The sequence below is a fragment of the Stutzerimonas nitrititolerans genome (assembly GCF_003696285.1).
GTDB lineage: Bacteria > Pseudomonadota > Gammaproteobacteria > Pseudomonadales > Pseudomonadaceae > Stutzerimonas > Stutzerimonas nitrititolerans.
Map to the genome: position 1 here is coordinate 199013 of NZ_RFFL01000006.1, position 15337 is coordinate 214349.

Sequence of the window (15337 nt, forward strand, 5' to 3'; positions counted from 1 at the left end):
ACACGGGGGCCAGCGACGCTGGTCTCCGTGCATACAGCCGAAAGGGAGATGAAAACGAAAAAACCGAAAGCCCTTGCGAACTTTCGGTTTTTTCTGGCTTCCTGCGAAGCGAATATGGTGGGTCGTGTAGGATTCGAACCTACGACCAATTGGTTAAAAGCCAACTGCTCTACCAACTGAGCTAACGACCCGAAGTTGGTCGGGGTAGGGGGATTCGAACTCCCGACATCCTGCTCCCAAAGCAGGCGCGCTACCGGACTGCGCTATACCCCGATAGGAATTTGGCTCCGCGACCAGGACTCGAACCTGGGACCCAATGATTAACAGTCATTTGCTCTACCGACTGAGCTATCGCGGAACTTCACTTCCAGCCCTGCTGGCGGCTTGCGATACTGCTTTGCAATCCCCCCTCAGAGGCGCGCCATTTTACGGTTCTCGACGCGCCTGTCAACCAGAAAATTCGATTTACTACAGCACCTTGCGCGAAAAACGCAGCGGGCCGAATCCGACCCGCTGCCACCTCATCGCGATCAGGCGAACACGATCTCGTCGCCCTCCACCTTGCCTTCCACGCGGGCACCGGGAGCGAATGCGCCGGCGAGTATCTTTTGAGCCAGCGGGTTCTCGATCCAACGCTGTATCGCGCGTTTGAGCGGTCGCGCGCCATACACCGGGTCGTAGCCAACCGCGACCAGCTTGTCCATGGCCTCGTCGCTCAGCTGCAGGCTCAGCTCGCGCTCGGCCAGACGCTGGCGCAGACGCTCGAGCTGTATCTGCGCGATACCGGCGATCTGCTCCTTGGCCAGCGGGTCGAACACCACGACCTCGTCGATGCGGTTGATGAATTCCGGCCGGAAGTGGTTGCTCACCGCGTCCATCACCGCGGCGCGCTGGGCATCGGGATCGCCGACCAGCTCCTGGATCTGCGTCGAACCCAGGTTGGAGGTCATCACGATCACCGTATTGCGGAAATCGACGGTACGCCCATGGCTGTCGGTCAGGCGCCCGTCCTCCAGAACCTGCAGCAGGATGTTGAACACATCCGGGTGGGCTTTCTCCACCTCGTCGAGTAGGACGACCGAGTAGGGTTTGCGCCGCACCGCTTCGGTCAGGTAGCCGCCCTCCTCGTAGCCCACATAGCCCGGTGGCGCACCGATCAGACGGGCCACGGAGTGCTTCTCCATGAACTCGGACATGTCGATGCGAATCATCGCCTCCTCGGTGTCGAAGAGGAATTCGGCCAGCGCCTTGCACAGCTCGGTCTTGCCCACGCCGGTGGGGCCGAGGAACAGGAAGGAGCCGCTCGGGCGATTCGGGTCCGCCAGTCCGGCGCGCGAACGGCGCACGGCGTTCGCCACGGAAACCACTGCCTCATGCTGGCCGATGACCCGTTGGTGCAGCAGGTCCTCCATTTTCAGCAGCTTGTCGCGCTCGCCTTCGAGCATCTTCGAGACGGGGATGCCGGTCCACTTGGAAACCACTTCGGCGATTTCCTCGTCGGTGACCTTGTTGCGCAGCAGCTGGTTCTCGGACTTGCCGTGCTGATCGACCATCTGCAGGCTGCGCTCGAAGTCGGGAATGATGCCGTACTGCAGCTCGGCCATGCGCGCCAGATCGCCCTTGCGCCGGGCCGCCTCGAGTTCGGCCTTGGCCTGCTCGATCTTCTGCTGGATCTGCGCCGAGCCTTGCACCTCGGCCTTCTCGGACTTCCAGATCTCCTCGAGATCGGCATATTCCTTCTCGAGCTTGACCACCTCCTCCTCGAGTTTGGCCAGGCGCTTCATGGTCGCCTCGTCGTCTTCCTTCTTCAGCGCCTCGCGCTCGATCTTCAGCTGGATCAGCCGCCGATCCAGGCGGTCGAGCGCTTCGGGCTTGGAGTCGATTTCCATGCGGATACGGCTGGCGGCCTCGTCGATCAGGTCGATGGCCTTGTCCGGCAACTGGCGATCGGTGATGTAGCGATGCGACAGCTTGGCCGCCGCGATGATGGCGCCGTCAGTGATGCTGACGCCGTGGTGAACCTCATAGCGCTCCTTGAGGCCGCGCAGGATGGCGATGGTGTCCTCCTCGCTCGGCTCTTCCACCAGCACTTTCTGGAAGCGTCGCTCCAGCGCGGCGTCCTTCTCGATGTACTGGCGATACTCATCGAGCGTGGTCGCGCCCACGCAGTGCAATTCGCCACGCGACAAGGCCGGCTTGAGCATGTTGCCGGCGTCCATGGCGCCCTCGGCCTTGCCGGCGCCGACCATGGTGTGCAACTCGTCGATGAAGAGAATCACGCGCCCTTCCTGCTTGCTCAGTTCGTTGAGCACGGCCTTCAGGCGCTCCTCGAACTCGCCGCGGAACTTGGCACCGGCTATCAGCGAGCCCATGTCCAGCGACAACAGGCGCTTGTCCTTGAGGCCATCGGGTACCTCGCCGTTGACGATGCGCTGCGCCAGCCCTTCGACGATGGCAGTCTTGCCGACGCCCGGCTCGCCGATCAGCACCGGGTTGTTCTTGGTGCGACGCTGCAGCACCTGGATGGTGCGGCGGATCTCGTCGTCACGCCCGATCACCGGGTCCAGCCGTCCCTCCTCGGCACGCTTGGTCATGTCGACGGTGTACTTGTCAAGTGCCTGGCGCGATTCCTCGGCGTTGGGGTCGTTGACCGCTTCGCCACCGCGCAGGTTGCTGATGGCATTCTCCAGCGCCTTCTTGCTCACGCCCTGGGCCAGCAACAACTTGCCCAGGCGGGTGTTGTTGTCCAGTGCGGCGAGCAGCACCAGCTCGCTGGAGATGTATTGGTCGCCCTTCTGCTGCGCCAGCCGATCAGCCTGGTTGAGCAGGCGCGCCAGGTCGGGCGACATGTTCATGTCGCCGGTAGGGTTCTGCAGCTTGGGCAGCTGGTCCAGTTCCTTGGTCAGGGCCTGGCGCAAGCCGTTGATGTCGAAACCGACCTGCATCAGCAGTGGCCTGATGGAGCCGCCTTGCTGCTCGAGCAGCGCCTGCATCAGATGCAGTGGCTCGATGGAGGGATGATCCAGACCGACGGCGATGGATTGGGCATCGGACAGCGCGAGCTGCAACTTGCTGGTCAAACGATCGATACGCATGTAATCACCTTTCTAGTAAGCAGGCCGGCGCAGCGGATCGCACCGTGAACAGAAACCTGCGGGATGAAACTTAGATAAGGATGATTGTTGGAGATTCAAGCCGAATGGCATTGATGCAAGTCATGCGTGCGGGCTGGAGGCTGGTGCTTCGAGCCGAGCGCGCTGCTCTCGTCCCGCCCTTCCAGCCCATGGCGCTTCACTCAACCCAGTTCGACGATCTCGTAGTCATGAGTGATTTCGACGCCCGCACGCCCGAGCATGATCGAGGCCGAGCAGTACTTCTCGGCCGACAGCTCGACCGCGCGCTTGACATGGGCTTCCTTCAGGCCGCGCCCCTTCACCACGAAACGCAGATGGATCCGGGTGAACACCTTGGGGTCTTCGGTCGCACGCTCGGCCTCCAGGAAGGCCTCGCAACTTTCCACCGCCTGGCGGGATTTGCGGAGAATGCTAACCACGTCGAAGTTGCTGCAGCCACCAAGGCCCAACAGCAGCATCTCCATCGGCCGCACGCCGAGGTTACGTCCGCCGTTCTCCGGCGGCCCATCCATCACCACCACGTGACCGCTGCCCGACTCACCGAGAAACATTGCCTCGCCGGCCCACTGGATGCGTGCTTTCATCAATAGCCTCCGCTGAAAAGGGGCGAAGCTTAGCATGGCAGCCTCAACCGACCGCAGACCGCACGCGGCGAAAAAAGTTGCACCTGCGCTGATATTCGTGTCGCAGTTTTGTTATCCACACGGACCGGTCTGTTAAGCTCGCCGCACTGACAGCGAACGCAGTCATAAAAAATAAGAATTTAGCCTCCCTATTGGACTATTTCCGGGACTACAGCATGGTCGCTATTACACTCACCCCCAAGATCAAGAACATCGACAAACTGCTCGCACACTGCCACCGCCGCCGCTATACCGCGAAGAGCACGATCATTTATGCGGGCGACCGTTGCGAGACCTTGTTCTTCATCGTCAAAGGATCGGTCACCATCCTCATCGAGGATGACGATGGCCGGGAGATGATCATCGCCTATCTCAACTCCGGCGATTTCTTCGGTGAAATGGGTCTGTTCGAAAAAGAAGGTTCCGAGAAGGAACGCAGCGCCTGGGTCCGCGCCAAGACCGAGTGCGAAGTGGCCGAATTGAGCTACGCCAAGTTCCGCGAACTGACGCAGCAGGATCCCGACATTCTCTATGCCCTGGGCAGCCAGATGGCCGAACGCCTGCGCGCCACGACTCGCAAGGTGGGCGACCTGGCGTTTCTCGACGTCACCGGCCGCGTCGCGCGCACCCTGCTCGACCTGTGCAAGCAGCCCGACGCCATGACCCACCCCGACGGCATGCAGATCAAGATCACCCGTCAGGAAATCGGCCGTATCGTCGGCTGCTCACGGGAAATGGTCGGCCGAGTGCTCAAGAGCCTCGAAGCCCAGGGGCTGGTTTACGTCAAAGGCAAGACGATGGTGGTGTTCGGCACACGCTGAACGGCCCATCCACCATGACGTGAAAAAGCCGGCGTATAGCCGGCTTTTTCAGTTTCAGCGCCCGAACTTCAGGCCCTGCCTCGCCCCGGAAAGAACAGACGCTGCAATTCGTGTCCCGGCTGTTCGGCCCGGATGAAGGCTTCGCCCACCAGGAATGCATGAACCTCGTTGATCTCCATCAGCTCGACATCGGCCCGATGCAGAATGCCGCTTTCGGTGATCACCACACGGTCGCGCGGGATACCCGGCAGCAGGTCCAGCGTGGTATCGAGATTCACCTCGAAGGTGTGCAGGTTGCGATTGTTGATGCCCACCAGTGGCGTTTCCAGATGCAACGCTCGCTCGAGCTCGGCGCTGTCATGCACCTCCACCAGCACATCCAGCCCCTGCTCCTTCGCCACGGCCGCCAGCTCGGCCATACGCCCATCGTCCAGTGCGGCGACGATCAGCAGGATGCAGTCGGCGCCAATCGCCCGCGCTTCGACGACCTGGTAGGGATCGATCATGAAATCCTTGCGGATCACCGGTAGCGCACACGCCGCACGGGCCTGCTGCAGGTAGGCATCGGCGCCCTGGAAGAAATCCACGTCGGTCAGCACCGAAAGGCAGGTCGCGCCGCCGGCCTGGTAGCTCTCGGCAATCTCCGCCGGAACGAAGTTCTCGCGCAGCACGCCCTTGCTCGGTGAAGCCTTCTTGATCTCGGCGATCACCGCCGGCTGTTTCTTGCCGACCTGCTCCTGCAATGCACTGGCGAAGCCGCGCACCGGATCGGCCGCCGCTGCCAGACGTTCCAGTTCGGCCAGGCCGACCCGCGCCCGGCGCTCGGCAACCTCCTCGGCCTTGCGCGCGACAATCTTCTCGAGGACCGTGGGCACGCTCATCGCTGGTTCTCCTGCTTGAAAATGGAGGTAAAGGACACCAGCTCTTCGAGCCGGTCACGCGCCAGGCCGGTGTGCAGCACGTCATGCGCGACACCGACACCTTCGTGCAGGCTGCTCGCCATATCCGCGGCGTACAGGGCGGCACCGGCATTGAGCACGATGATATCGGCCGCCTTCTGGCCATTTTCCGTCTGCCGCCTGCCAAGCGCATCGCGTATCAGCGCCAGCGAACCTTGGGCATCGTCGACGTTCAGCCCGATCAGGCTCTGGCTCTTGATGCCGAAGTCTTCCGGCTGGATCTTGTATTCGCTGACCTCGCCATTCTTCAGCTCGGCCACGAAGGTGGGCGCGGCCAGGCTGATTTCGTCCAGCCCGTCCTGCGCATGAACGACCAGCACGTGGGTGCTGCCCAGGCGCGCCAGCACCTCGGCCATCGGCCGGCAGAGTTCCTTGCTGAACACGCCGAGGACCTGGTGCTTGACCCCGGCTGGATTGGACATCGGGCCGAGGATATTGAACAGGGTGCGCAGGCCCAGCTCGCGCCGCGGACCGGCCGCGAATTTCATCGCGCCATGATGTGCCGGGGCGAACATGAAGCCGACGCCAACGGTATCGACGCTGCGCGCCACCTGCTCGGGCGTGAGGTCGAGATAGACGCCCGCGGCTTCGAGCAGATCGGCACTGCCACTCTTGCCGGACACCGCCCGGTTGCCATGCTTGGCCACCTTGCCGCCGGCCGCTGCCACCACGAACGACGCCGCGGTGGAAACGTTGAAGATGTTCATGCCGTCGCCACCGGTGCCGCAGGTATCGACCAGGCGTTCGGAATTGAAATGGACCGGCTCGGCCAGCTCGCGCATCACCTCCACCGCGCCGACGATCTCGTCGATGGTTTCGCTCTTCATGCGCATCCCCATCAGGAACGCGCCGATCTGCGCATCGGTGCACTGCCCGGTCATGATCTGGCGCATCACCGCTTTCATTTCCTCGGTGGTCAGATCCAGCTGACCGACGACCCGGTTCAGGGCCTGCTTGATATCCATTAGCGCACGCCTCCGGTCTGTTTCAGGAAGTTGGCGAACAGTTCATGCCCCTGCTCGGTGAGGATGGACTCGGGATGGAACTGCACGCCTTCGACGTTCAGCGTGCGATGCCGCAAGCCCATGATCTCGTCGACGCTCCGGTCTTCCCGGCATGTCCAGGCGGTGACTTCCAGGCATTCGGGAAGCGTTTCACGCCGCACCACCAGAGAGTGATAGCGGGTGACCGTCAGCGGGTTGTTCAAGCCGGCAAAGACGCCTGTATTTTCATGAAAGACCGGACTGGTCTTGCCATGCATCACCTGGCGCGCCCGCACCACCTCGCCGCCGAACGCCTGGCCGATGCTCTGATGGCCGAGGCAGACGCCCAGAATCGGCAGCTTGCCGGCGAAATGCCGGATCACCTCGAGCGACACCCCCGCCTCGTTCGGCGTACAGGGGCCAGGAGACACCACGATACGTTCGGGGTTGAGCGCCTCGATCTCGGCCACGCTGAGTTCGTCGTTGCGCACCACTTTGACCTCGGCACCAAGCTCGCCGAGATACTGCACGACGTTGTAGGTAAAGGAATCGTAGTTATCGAGCATCAGCAACATGATCAGTTCTCCTGCTCGCGTTCGGCCAGGGCCACCGCGCGGAACATGGCGCGGCGCTTGTTGAGCGTTTCTTCCCATTCCAGCGCGGGCTGCGAATCGGCGACGATGCCGGCGCCGGCCTGCACGTGCAGCTCGCCATCCTTGATCACCGCGGTACGGATGGCGATGGCGGTATCCATGTTGCCGTTCCAGGCCAGGTAGCCCACGGCGCCGCCGTAGACACCACGTTTAACCGGCTCCAGTTCGTCGATGATTTCCATGGCGCGGATCTTCGGCGCGCCGGACAGCGTGCCCGCCGGCAGGATCGCGCGCAGCGCATCCATCGCCGTCAGCGGTGCCTTGAGCTGGCCGGTGACGTTGGAGACGATGTGCATCACGTTGGAATAGCGCTCGATGACCATCTTCTCGGTCAACCGTACCGAACCGTTCTCGGCGACACGGCCGACGTCGTTGCGGCCCAGGTCGATCAGCATCAGGTGCTCGGCCAGTTCCTTGGCGTCGCTGAGCAGATCCTGTTCCAGCACCAGATCGGCCTCCTCGGTGGCGCCACGCGGGCGGGTGCCGGCGATGGGCCGGACCGTGACCAGGCCGTCCTCGACCCGCACCAGCACTTCCGGCGACGAGCCCACCACATGGAAATCGCCGAAATTGAAGAAGTACATGTAGGGCGTCGGGTTGAAGCAACGCAGCGCACGGTAGAGATCGATCGGGGCAGCCTTGAACGGGATCGACATGCGCTGGGAGATCACCACCTGCATGCAGTCGCCGGCGAGGATGTAATCCTTGATGCGGTTGACCGCCTGCTCGTAGTTTTCACGGGTGAAGCTCGAACGGAAATTCGGTTCGGCGGCATCCGGCCCCTCGAAGTCCAGCCCCAGGCGCGGCACGATCGGCTGACGGAGTTTGTCACGTAGCACTTGCAGGTGCGCCAGGCCGTCTTCGTAAGCGTCCGGCTGCGCCGGATCGACCAGCACGATGCAGTGCAGCTTGCCGGCCAGGTTGTCGAAGACGATCACGGCGTCGGAGACCATCAACAGGATGTCCGGCGTGCCCAGCGGATCGGGGTTCGGGCACTGCGCCAGCTTGCGCTCGACGTAACGCACGCTGTCGTAGCCGAAATAGCCCACCAGCCCGCCATTGAAGCGTGGCAGCCCCTCGACCGGCGCCACGCGGTAGCGCTGCTGGAAGGCCTCGACGAAGGCCAGCGGGTCGTCGGCCTCCGCATTCTCGGTTTCGATACCGTCGGTGGTGACGCTGACGCGGTGATCGTGCACCCGCAGCACGGTGCGGCACGGCAGGCCGATGATGGAATAGCGCCCCCACTTCTCACCGCCCTGGACGGATTCGAGCAGGTAGGAATTGGGCGCGTCGGCCAGCTTCAGGTACAGCGATAGCGGTGTATCGAAGTCGGCGAGGGTCTCGAACGACAGGGGGATGCGGTTATGGCCTTCGGCGGCCAGGCGCTGGAATTCTTCGCGGGTCATATCAGCCTCGTGGTCGGAGGGTATTTCGGAAACAGCTCGGCAAACGCACCGGCAGGCAGCCGGTCAGCAAAAGTCAGGCGCGCCAGCGCCAACGCGCCAGGGCCTTGATGACCTTCATCCACTGTTTGCGAGTAACCACCACGATCTGATCTCTTCGGCGGGGTACAGAGTGGAGCCACACTAGCGCAGCCCCGAAGCCGAAGCAACCAGCTCACGTAGATCATCCAGTACCAACGCCGGTCGTTCGCTGGCGATGGGTTCGCCGTGGTTGTAACCGTAGCTGAGCGCGACGCAGGGAACGGCCGCCGCCTTCGCCGCACGCACGTCGTTGCGCGAATCGCCGACGAACAGCGACTGCTGCGCCGAAACGCCCGCTCTGTCCATGACCCACAAGAGCGCCGCCGGATCGGGCTTCTGCTGCGGCAGGGTGTCGCCGCCGACCAGCCACTGGAAATAGCCGCAGAGGCCTTTCTCTTCCAGCAGCGGCTCGATGAACTGCGCCGGTTTGTTGGTGATGATCGCCAGCTTCACATCACGCTCGCGCAGCCAGTCCAGGCATTCGGTCACGCCGGGGTAGACCGTCGTCAGCTCATGCCCGCCGGCATAGGCCTGCATGAACAACACCAGCGCCTCGTCGGCCTGCCCGTCGTCGACGCACTCATGCTCCAGTTGCCCAGCCAGCGCACGGCGCACCAGCACCCGTGAACCATTGCCGACCCAGTTGCGTACCTGCGCCACGCCGGCCGGCTCGCGACCGAGCTGCACCAGCATCTTGTCCACGGCAGCAGCCAGGTCCGGCACCGAATCCATCAGGGTTCCGTCCAGGTCGAACATCACCAGGCGCGGCAGCTGCCCTTCGAAGAGCTGCTCCAGGCGAGTCATGAGCGGGCCAGCGCCAGTTCGGCGCGCATCTGGTCAATCACCGCCTTGTAGTCCGGCTGGTTGAAGATGGCCGAGCCGGCGACGAAGGTGTCGGCACCGGCCGCGGCGATCTCGCGGATGTTCTTCGGATTGACGCCGCCGTCGATCTCCAGGCGGATCTCGCGACCGCTGGCGTCGATCAGCGCACGCGCCTCGCGCAGCTTGTCGAGGGTGCCGGGAATGAACTTCTGCCCGCCAAAACCGGGGTTGACGCTCATCAGCAGCACCATGTCGATCTTGTCCATCACGTACTTGAGCACGTCCAGCGGCGTCGCCGGGTTGAACACCAGGCCGGCCTTGGCGCCGCCGTCCTTGATCAGTTGCAGCGAGCGGTCGATGTGTTCGGAGGCTTCCGGGTGGAAGGTGATGTAGCTGGCGCCGGCCTCGAGGAAGTCGCCGATCATGCGGTCCACCGGCTTGACCATCAGGTGAACGTCGATGGGCGCGGTGACGCCGTGCTTGCGCAGTGCCGAGCAGACCATCGGGCCGATGGTCAGGTTGGGCACGTAGTGGTTGTCCATCACGTCGAAATGGACGATATCCGCGCCGGCGGCGAGAACGTTGTCCACTTCCTCGCCCAGGCGGGCGAAGTTGGCGGAAAGGATCGAAGGGGCGATGGCGAACGGCTGCATGACGACCTCGGGTAGCGCGGGCGGAATGCCGCGCATTGTACCCGAGGTGCGCGGTCAGCTCAGCTCATCGAAACACGCCTCGATGATCGCCAGGCCCCGCTCGAGCACCTCGTCCTCCACCGTCAGCGGCACCAGCACCCGCAGCACGTTGTAGTAGGTGCCGCACGAAAGCAGGATCAGACCCTTGTCGCGGGCGCGGGCGACGACCTGCGCGGTGAGTTCGGCTGCCGGGCGCGTGTGCTCGGCGTCCTCGAACAGTTCGATGGCGACCATCGCGCCCAGCCCGCGCACCTCGGCGATCCGCGGATGACGTGCCTGGATGGCCTCGAGCCCAGCCGTGAGCTTCGCCGCCACGTGCCGGCAGCGCTCCAGCAGCCGCTCTTCCTCGAAGATCTCCAGCACCGCCAGCGCCGCGGCGCAGGACAGCGGGTTGCCCGCATAGGTGCCGCCCAGGCCGCCCGGCGCGATGGCATCCATGAGTTCGGCCCGGCCACAGACGCCGGCAATCGGGAAACCGCCGCCGACGGACTTGGCGAAGGTGGTGAGATCGGCCACCACGCCCATCTGCTCCATGGCGAAGAAGGTTCCGGTACGGCCCGCGCCGGTCTGCACCTCGTCGGCGATCAGGACGATGCCGTGCTGGTCGCACAGCGCGCGCAGGCGGACCATGAACTCCTTCGGCGCGACGTTGAAGCCGCCTTCGCCCTGCACCGGCTCGATGATGATGGCGGCGATGTCGCGCGGCTCGGCATCGTTCTTGAAGATGCGCTCGATGCTGGCGGTGGATTCGTCGACGCTGATGCCATGCAGCGCGCAGGGATAGAGCGCGCGGAAGATGCCGCCCGGCATCAGACCCATGCCCGCCGAATAGGGCGCGACCTTGCCGGTCAGGCCGAGGGTCATCATGGTGCGACCGTGATAGGCGCCGGTGAAGGCGATCACCCCGGCGCGACCGGTGGCGGCACGGGCGATCTTCACCGCGTTTTCCACCGCCTCGGAGCCAGTGGTCACCAGCAGGGTCTTCTTGGCGAAGTCGCCGGGCACCCGCGCGTTGATTTTCTCGCACAGCTCGACGTAGGGCTCATAGGCCAGCACCTGGAAGCAGGTGTGGGTCAGCTTGTGCAGCTGGGCTTCCACTGCCTTGACGATCTTCGGGTGCAGGTGGCCGGTATTCAGCACGGCGATGCCGCCGGCGAAATCGATGAACTCGCGGCCCTCGACATCCACCACCCGGCTGTTGCTGGCATGGTCGGCAAAGATCGGATGGATCTGCCCCACACCACGCGGGACAGCGGCGACACGGCGCTGCATCAGGGATTCGTTGGTCTGGCTCATAGGCTCCTCGGTGGCGACTCATCATCGGCTGGGGCGGAGTGAACATGAAGGCAGGCGGATTGCCCCGCTGCCTTTCGTTCGGAATACTCTAAGCCGCCGTTCGGGATATTGCACGCGAGTACCGAAAGAAGAAATTCGCAACGCCAGCCGTTAGTCTTGCCGCTGCCGCCCCAACAGGAGAGATCGATGTTTCGCCACCACCGCTTGAGGATCTGTCTTTGTGTCCTTGCGATAGCGAGCACCGATCTCGGCGCGAGCGAAGCGGAGTCCGCCCCCGAAGCTCCCGCGGTACCCGCAGAGCGCCCCGCCCTGCCGTCTCGCAGCGAAAGCATGGCAGCCGAGCTTGCGCGTCAGCTGCCGTCGACAGAAGTCCTCAGGCTGCAGGCTTCGGACGAAGCCTTCATGGCACTCTGGCGGCCGGCGAACGTCGCTGAACCCAAGGGACTGGTAATTCTCCTGCCCGGCGCGGGCGAAAGCGCGGATTGGCCGCGCGGCATAGGCCCGCTGCGCCGCGGCTTGCCCGATTACGGTTGGCATACCCTGAGCGTCAGCCTGCCGGACTCGCCGGGACTTCTGCCACCCGCCACACCGGAGCCAGAACGGGAGCCGCCCGCGGAAGAGGACGGATCATCCGAGACGCCCGCCGCTGACAGCGATCCGCAGGCCACGCCCAACGAAGCGGGCTATCTGCCTGAAGAAACCGCAACAGCCCCGAACGAGTCGACGAGTGAAGCAGTGCAGGCGGAGCCGGCCCCCAGCACCGAGCCCGACCAGGGGCCCCAACTGGTCGAACGCATCGACGGACGAATCGATGCAGCGCTGGCTCATGCCCGTGCTCTGCAACCCGGCCTGATCGTCCTGCTTGGCCAGGGAACCGGCGGTTACTGGGCCGCTCGCTACCTGCAGCAGCTGGCGCCGGAAGACGTCCGGCATCTGTTGCTGATCCAACCGCGGCAGCCGGAAGGACAGGAAGAACCACTCGCTCAGCTGGTTCCCGCGCTCAAACTGGCGACCGGCGACTTCTTCTACCAGAACGGCACCGCCGCACGCGCCGAAGCCCGCGCGCGACTGAACGCCAGCCGCCGTATCCAGCATCCGGCCTATCATCAGGTGGGCCTGCCGGCGCTGATCGACAATCGGGAGAGCGAACAGCAACAGTTACTGCGCCGGGTCCGGGGGTGGCTGGACAGGCCTGCTGACTGATCATCGGGCATACGGCAGGTTCGCGCGCTGTCCGTGGGTGCCGCCCCCGCGTGAAACTTTTGCTCTTTGACAGGCTGTCGCCTGCAGTCACTGCGAGGGCGCAGCTTCCACACAAGCGCACCGCACCTGTGGGAGCCCCGCCCCGGAGCGAAGCTCTAGATTCTCGATCAGACAGCCGACAAGCCTCAGCGAAACCCCCGCCGCTCACGAATCAACGCATAGGCGTTGTGCAGCTCGCGGGTTCGCTCGGTCGCTTCGCGAACCTGTCGCGGCGTGGCGCCGGCACCAGCCTGCTTGTCCGGGTGATGCTTGCTGAGCAGGCGCCGATAGGCCCGCTTGATCTGCTGCGGATCGGTGTCGGTTCGCACCCCGAGCAAACGCATTGCCTGTTCGTAGGCGCCGCCGACATGACTCGGCGCGGCCTGACGATAGCTGCCTGCCTGGTCCAGCGCCGCTATCGCCGCCGAATCCCAACCCATCCAGCGCCCCCAGAGCATCACCAGTTCATGCTCGCGCGCATCGATGGCACCCTGCGCCCGGGCCATCCGCCAACAGGCCTGGAGCATGGCCTTGGCTTCCGCCTGCCGCCCGCGCAACCGTTGCAGCGGCTCGCGCAAGCCTTCACCGCTGGCCTTGCCGCGATAGAAGGCATCGATAGCCGCGCGCTGGGCTGTCGAGGTCAGCTGCAGACGGCGCATCTCACTGCGCGCCGCCTCGATATGCGCCTCACTGACCCGGCCGCTGCTCTTGGCCAGGCGCCCGAGCAGGAAGAACAACAGTTCATCCCCTTGCAGCACCGTCTTCTCGCCACGCATGCGCTGGCGCAGGCTGGCCCACGAGTTCAGTCCCAGGCGACGATCGATGACCTGCCCCAGCAGCGCGCCGAGCAAGGCCCCGGGGATGCTCGCCAACAACCCTCCGGCCAAGGCGCCCAACAACGTAATCGGCCAGAACATTCAGCGCCGTACCTCGAGGATGCGTTCGACTTCGGCCAGGCGTTCGTGCGTGCCGACATCCACCCACTGCCCATCGTAGCGCTCACCGCTCACCTGGCCGCTCGCCATGGCCTGGCGCAGCAAGGGCGCGAGCTTGAAGGCTCCGGCAGCGCAACCGGCGAACAGGCGCGGATGCAGCACGGCGATGCCGCTGTAGGTGAGCCGCGTTGCGGGGGCGCCCTCTTCCGCAAGCCTTCCGTCGCGCAGCGCGAAATCGCCCGCCGGATGATGCGGCGGGTTGTTCACCAGCACCAGATGAGCGAGCCCGGGCAGCGGCCGTTCGAGGGCAGCAAAGTCATAATCGGTCCAGATATCGCCATTGATCACCGCGAACGGCTCGTCGCCCAGCAACGGCAACGCGCGATGAATGCCACCGCCGGTTTCCAGCGGCTCGCCTTCCGCCGAATAGCGGATGTGCACGCCAAAGCCCTCGCCGTCGCCCAGGTAGGCTTCGATCTGCTCGCCCAGCCAGGCATGGTTGATCACCAGGTCTCGAAAGCCTGCGGCCGCCAGCGCGCGTACGTGATATTCGATCAGGGGTACGCCACCGGCGCGCACCAGCGGCTTGGGCGTGTGCAACGTCAGCGGGCGCAGGCGCTCACCCTTGCCCGCCGCGAGAATCATCGCCTTCATGCGCTCACCTGCGGCAGCTCTTGCAGCAACGCCCGCAACTCGGCGAGCTCCGGCCGACGCGCCGTGACGCTGTCGATGTAGGCGAAGAAACGCGGCACATCGGCGACGTAACGCGGCTTGCCGTCGCGATGACAGATTCTGGCGAAGATGCCGATGACCTTAAGGTGGCGCTGCAGGCCCATCAGGTCGCTGGCCTGCTGAAAATCGGCGAAGTTTTCCTGCACCGGAATGCCGGCCTCGCGTGCCGATTCCCAGTACTGCCGCAACCAGCCTTGCACCCGTTCCTCGGGCCAGCTGAGAAAGGCATCCTTGAACAGCGAGGTGATGTCATAGGTCACCGGCCCGATCACCGCGTCCTGGAAATCCAGCACCCCCGGATTCGGCGTGCTGCGCATGAGGTTGCGCGGCATGTAGTCGCGATGCACCAGGACCGTCGGCTGCCGCAACGCCGAATCGATCAGCAGTTGGCAGGTCCGCTCCCATGCCTGCTGCTGCGCAGTGCTGAAGACGTGGCCGAGGTGGCGCTGCACGTACCACTCGGGAAACAGCTGCAGTTCGCGGCGCAGAAGCGCTTCGTCATAAGCCGGCAGGGCTGACGAGACCGGCTGTTGCTGAAGGTCCAGCAGGGCCCGAATGGCATCGTCGAACAGCACATCCGCATTGCCATCGTCGATGACGTCCAGATAGGTCTGGCGCCCCAGGTCGCTGAGCAGCAGGAAACCACGTTCCAGGTCTTCGGCGAGAATCTCCGGCACGTGCAATCCCGCCTCGGCCAGCAGACCGGCCATCTCGACGAAAGGCCGGCAGTTCTCCTGCGGCGGCGGGGCGTCCATCACCACCAGGCTTCGCCCTTCGGCCTCCCAGCGGAAATAGCGTCGAAAACTGGCGTCGCTGCTGGCGGGTATCAGCTTCGCCGGGGGTACCGTTCCCCAACCGCGGCGCTCGAACAGCTCGGCCAATCGTGGTTCCAGCCAGGCGCTCAGCTCCTGCAGGCGGTTATCTTGGTGCATAGGGGTGTTCTCCGCGGCGCTAGCCGATA

General features: G+C 64.2%; 14 protein-coding genes and 3 tRNA genes. 2 read left to right on the forward strand and 15 right to left on the reverse strand.

Annotated features, from left to right (window positions below; genetic code table 11):
• Nucleotides 1-115: 115 nt before the first annotated feature.
• The 5 genes from EA795_RS09765 to EA795_RS09785 form a co-directional block, all read right to left on the reverse strand.
• Nucleotides 116-191, reverse strand: a tRNA-Lys gene (locus EA795_RS09765).
• A gap of 5 nt (nucleotides 192-196) precedes the next feature.
• Nucleotides 197-273, reverse strand: a tRNA-Pro gene (locus EA795_RS09770).
• 9 nt (nucleotides 274-282) lie between these two features.
• A tRNA-Asn gene (locus EA795_RS09775) sits at nucleotides 283-358 on the reverse strand.
• Between the two features lie 172 nt (nucleotides 359-530).
• Nucleotides 531-3095, reverse strand: coding sequence for an ATP-dependent chaperone ClpB (clpB, locus tag EA795_RS09780; RefSeq protein ID WP_122076937.1), 2565 nt, complete (start codon nucleotides 3093-3095; stop codon nucleotides 531-533).
• Nucleotides 3096-3295: 200 nt separating this feature from the next.
• Entirely contained in the window at nucleotides 3296-3718 is a 423-nt protein-coding gene (locus EA795_RS09785; RefSeq protein ID WP_122076940.1) for an OsmC family protein, read from the reverse strand.
• A 215-nt stretch (nucleotides 3719-3933) separates the two neighbouring features.
• Here EA795_RS09785 and crp point away from each other — a divergent pair, with 215 nt between their 5' ends.
• On the forward strand, nucleotides 3934-4578 hold the full coding sequence (crp, locus tag EA795_RS09790; RefSeq protein ID WP_065983354.1) for a cAMP-activated global transcriptional regulator CRP: 645 nt from the start codon (nucleotides 3934-3936) through the stop codon (nucleotides 4576-4578).
• A 68-nt stretch (nucleotides 4579-4646) separates the two neighbouring features.
• Here crp and trpC read toward each other — a convergent pair whose 3' ends face one another.
• From trpC to gabT, 7 genes are all read right to left on the reverse strand, one after another.
• The gene (gene trpC / locus EA795_RS09795) at nucleotides 4647-5459 is read right to left on the reverse strand and encodes an indole-3-glycerol phosphate synthase TrpC (protein ID WP_122076943.1); all 813 of its coding nucleotides are present in this window, start codon (nucleotides 5457-5459) and stop codon (nucleotides 4647-4649) included.
• The gene (gene trpD / locus EA795_RS09800) at nucleotides 5456-6502 is read right to left on the reverse strand and encodes an anthranilate phosphoribosyltransferase (RefSeq protein ID WP_058075520.1); all 1047 of its coding nucleotides are present in this window, start codon (nucleotides 6500-6502) and stop codon (nucleotides 5456-5458) included. The genes trpC and trpD overlap by 4 nt, the downstream gene beginning before the upstream one ends.
• Complete coding sequence (locus tag EA795_RS09805) at nucleotides 6502-7095, reverse strand: aminodeoxychorismate/anthranilate synthase component II (protein ID WP_058078583.1); 594 nt, start codon at nucleotides 7093-7095, stop codon at nucleotides 6502-6504. Before EA795_RS09805 ends, trpD begins: the two co-directional genes overlap by 1 nt.
• A gap of 2 nt (nucleotides 7096-7097) precedes the next feature.
• Nucleotides 7098-8579, reverse strand: a complete 1482-nt coding sequence (trpE, locus tag EA795_RS09810) for an anthranilate synthase component I (protein WP_122076945.1) — start codon at nucleotides 8577-8579, stop codon at nucleotides 7098-7100.
• Between the two features lie 180 nt (nucleotides 8580-8759).
• Entirely contained in the window at nucleotides 8760-9461 is a 702-nt protein-coding gene (locus tag EA795_RS09815) for a phosphoglycolate phosphatase (protein WP_122076948.1), read from the reverse strand.
• Complete coding sequence (gene rpe, locus EA795_RS09820) at nucleotides 9458-10132, reverse strand: ribulose-phosphate 3-epimerase (RefSeq protein ID WP_058078601.1); 675 nt, start codon at nucleotides 10130-10132, stop codon at nucleotides 9458-9460. Before rpe ends, EA795_RS09815 begins: the two co-directional genes overlap by 4 nt.
• Before the next feature lie 54 nt (nucleotides 10133-10186).
• Nucleotides 10187-11467, reverse strand: a complete 1281-nt coding sequence (gene gabT / locus EA795_RS09825) for a 4-aminobutyrate--2-oxoglutarate transaminase (protein WP_122076951.1) — start codon at nucleotides 11465-11467, stop codon at nucleotides 10187-10189.
• A 186-nt stretch (nucleotides 11468-11653) separates the two neighbouring features.
• Here gabT and EA795_RS09830 point away from each other — a divergent pair, with 186 nt between their 5' ends.
• Nucleotides 11654-12670, forward strand: a complete 1017-nt coding sequence (locus tag EA795_RS09830; RefSeq protein ID WP_122076953.1) for a DUF3530 family protein — start codon at nucleotides 11654-11656, stop codon at nucleotides 12668-12670.
• A 185-nt stretch (nucleotides 12671-12855) separates the two neighbouring features.
• On the opposite strand, the gene EA795_RS09835 is transcribed toward EA795_RS09830, so the two are convergent.
• Genes EA795_RS09835 through EA795_RS09845 form a run of 3 tightly spaced genes read right to left on the reverse strand, consistent with a single transcriptional unit; the run spans nucleotide 12856 to nucleotide 15308 of the window.
• Nucleotides 12856-13626, reverse strand: coding sequence for a DnaJ domain-containing protein (locus EA795_RS09835; RefSeq protein ID WP_115027439.1), 771 nt, complete (start codon nucleotides 13624-13626; stop codon nucleotides 12856-12858).
• A complete protein-coding gene (gene murU, locus EA795_RS09840; RefSeq protein WP_058075512.1) occupies nucleotides 13627-14298 on the reverse strand; it encodes an N-acetylmuramate alpha-1-phosphate uridylyltransferase MurU in 672 nt (223 codons plus the stop codon).
• Nucleotides 14295-15308, reverse strand: coding sequence for an aminoglycoside phosphotransferase family protein (locus EA795_RS09845; RefSeq protein WP_122076957.1), 1014 nt, complete (start codon nucleotides 15306-15308; stop codon nucleotides 14295-14297). The genes murU and EA795_RS09845 overlap by 4 nt, the downstream gene beginning before the upstream one ends.
• Nucleotides 15309-15337: the final 29 nt, after the last annotated feature.

Coding starts and splice junctions, on each gene's coding strand:
- clpB (WP_122076937.1), bottom strand. CDS start 3,095: ATGCGTATCGATCGTTTGACCAGCAAGTTGCAGCTCGCGCTGTCCGAT.
- EA795_RS09785 (WP_122076940.1), bottom strand. CDS start 3,718: ATGAAAGCACGCATCCAGTGGGCCGGCGAGGCAATGTTTCTCGGTGAG.
- crp (WP_065983354.1), top strand. CDS start 3,934: ATGGTCGCTATTACACTCACCCCCAAGATCAAGAACATCGACAAACTG.
- trpC (WP_122076943.1), bottom strand. CDS start 5,459: ATGAGCGTGCCCACGGTCCTCGAGAAGATTGTCGCGCGCAAGGCCGAG.
- trpD (WP_058075520.1), bottom strand. CDS start 6,502: ATGGATATCAAGCAGGCCCTGAACCGGGTCGTCGGTCAGCTGGATCTG.
- EA795_RS09805 (WP_058078583.1), bottom strand. CDS start 7,095: ATGTTGCTGATGCTCGATAACTACGATTCCTTTACCTACAACGTCGTG.
- trpE (WP_122076945.1), bottom strand. CDS start 8,579: ATGACCCGCGAAGAATTCCAGCGCCTGGCCGCCGAAGGCCATAACCGC.
- EA795_RS09815 (WP_122076948.1), bottom strand. CDS start 9,461: ATGACTCGCCTGGAGCAGCTCTTCGAAGGGCAGCTGCCGCGCCTGGTG.
- rpe (WP_058078601.1), bottom strand. CDS start 10,132: ATGCAGCCGTTCGCCATCGCCCCTTCGATCCTTTCCGCCAACTTCGCC.
- gabT (WP_122076951.1), bottom strand. CDS start 11,467: ATGAGCCAGACCAACGAATCCCTGATGCAGCGCCGTGTCGCCGCTGTC.
- EA795_RS09830 (WP_122076953.1), top strand. CDS start 11,654: ATGTTTCGCCACCACCGCTTGAGGATCTGTCTTTGTGTCCTTGCGATA.
- EA795_RS09835 (WP_115027439.1), bottom strand. CDS start 13,626: ATGTTCTGGCCGATTACGTTGTTGGGCGCCTTGGCCGGAGGGTTGTTG.
- murU (WP_058075512.1), bottom strand. CDS start 14,298: ATGAAGGCGATGATTCTCGCGGCGGGCAAGGGTGAGCGCCTGCGCCCG.
- EA795_RS09845 (WP_122076957.1), bottom strand. CDS start 15,308: ATGCACCAAGATAACCGCCTGCAGGAGCTGAGCGCCTGGCTGGAACCA.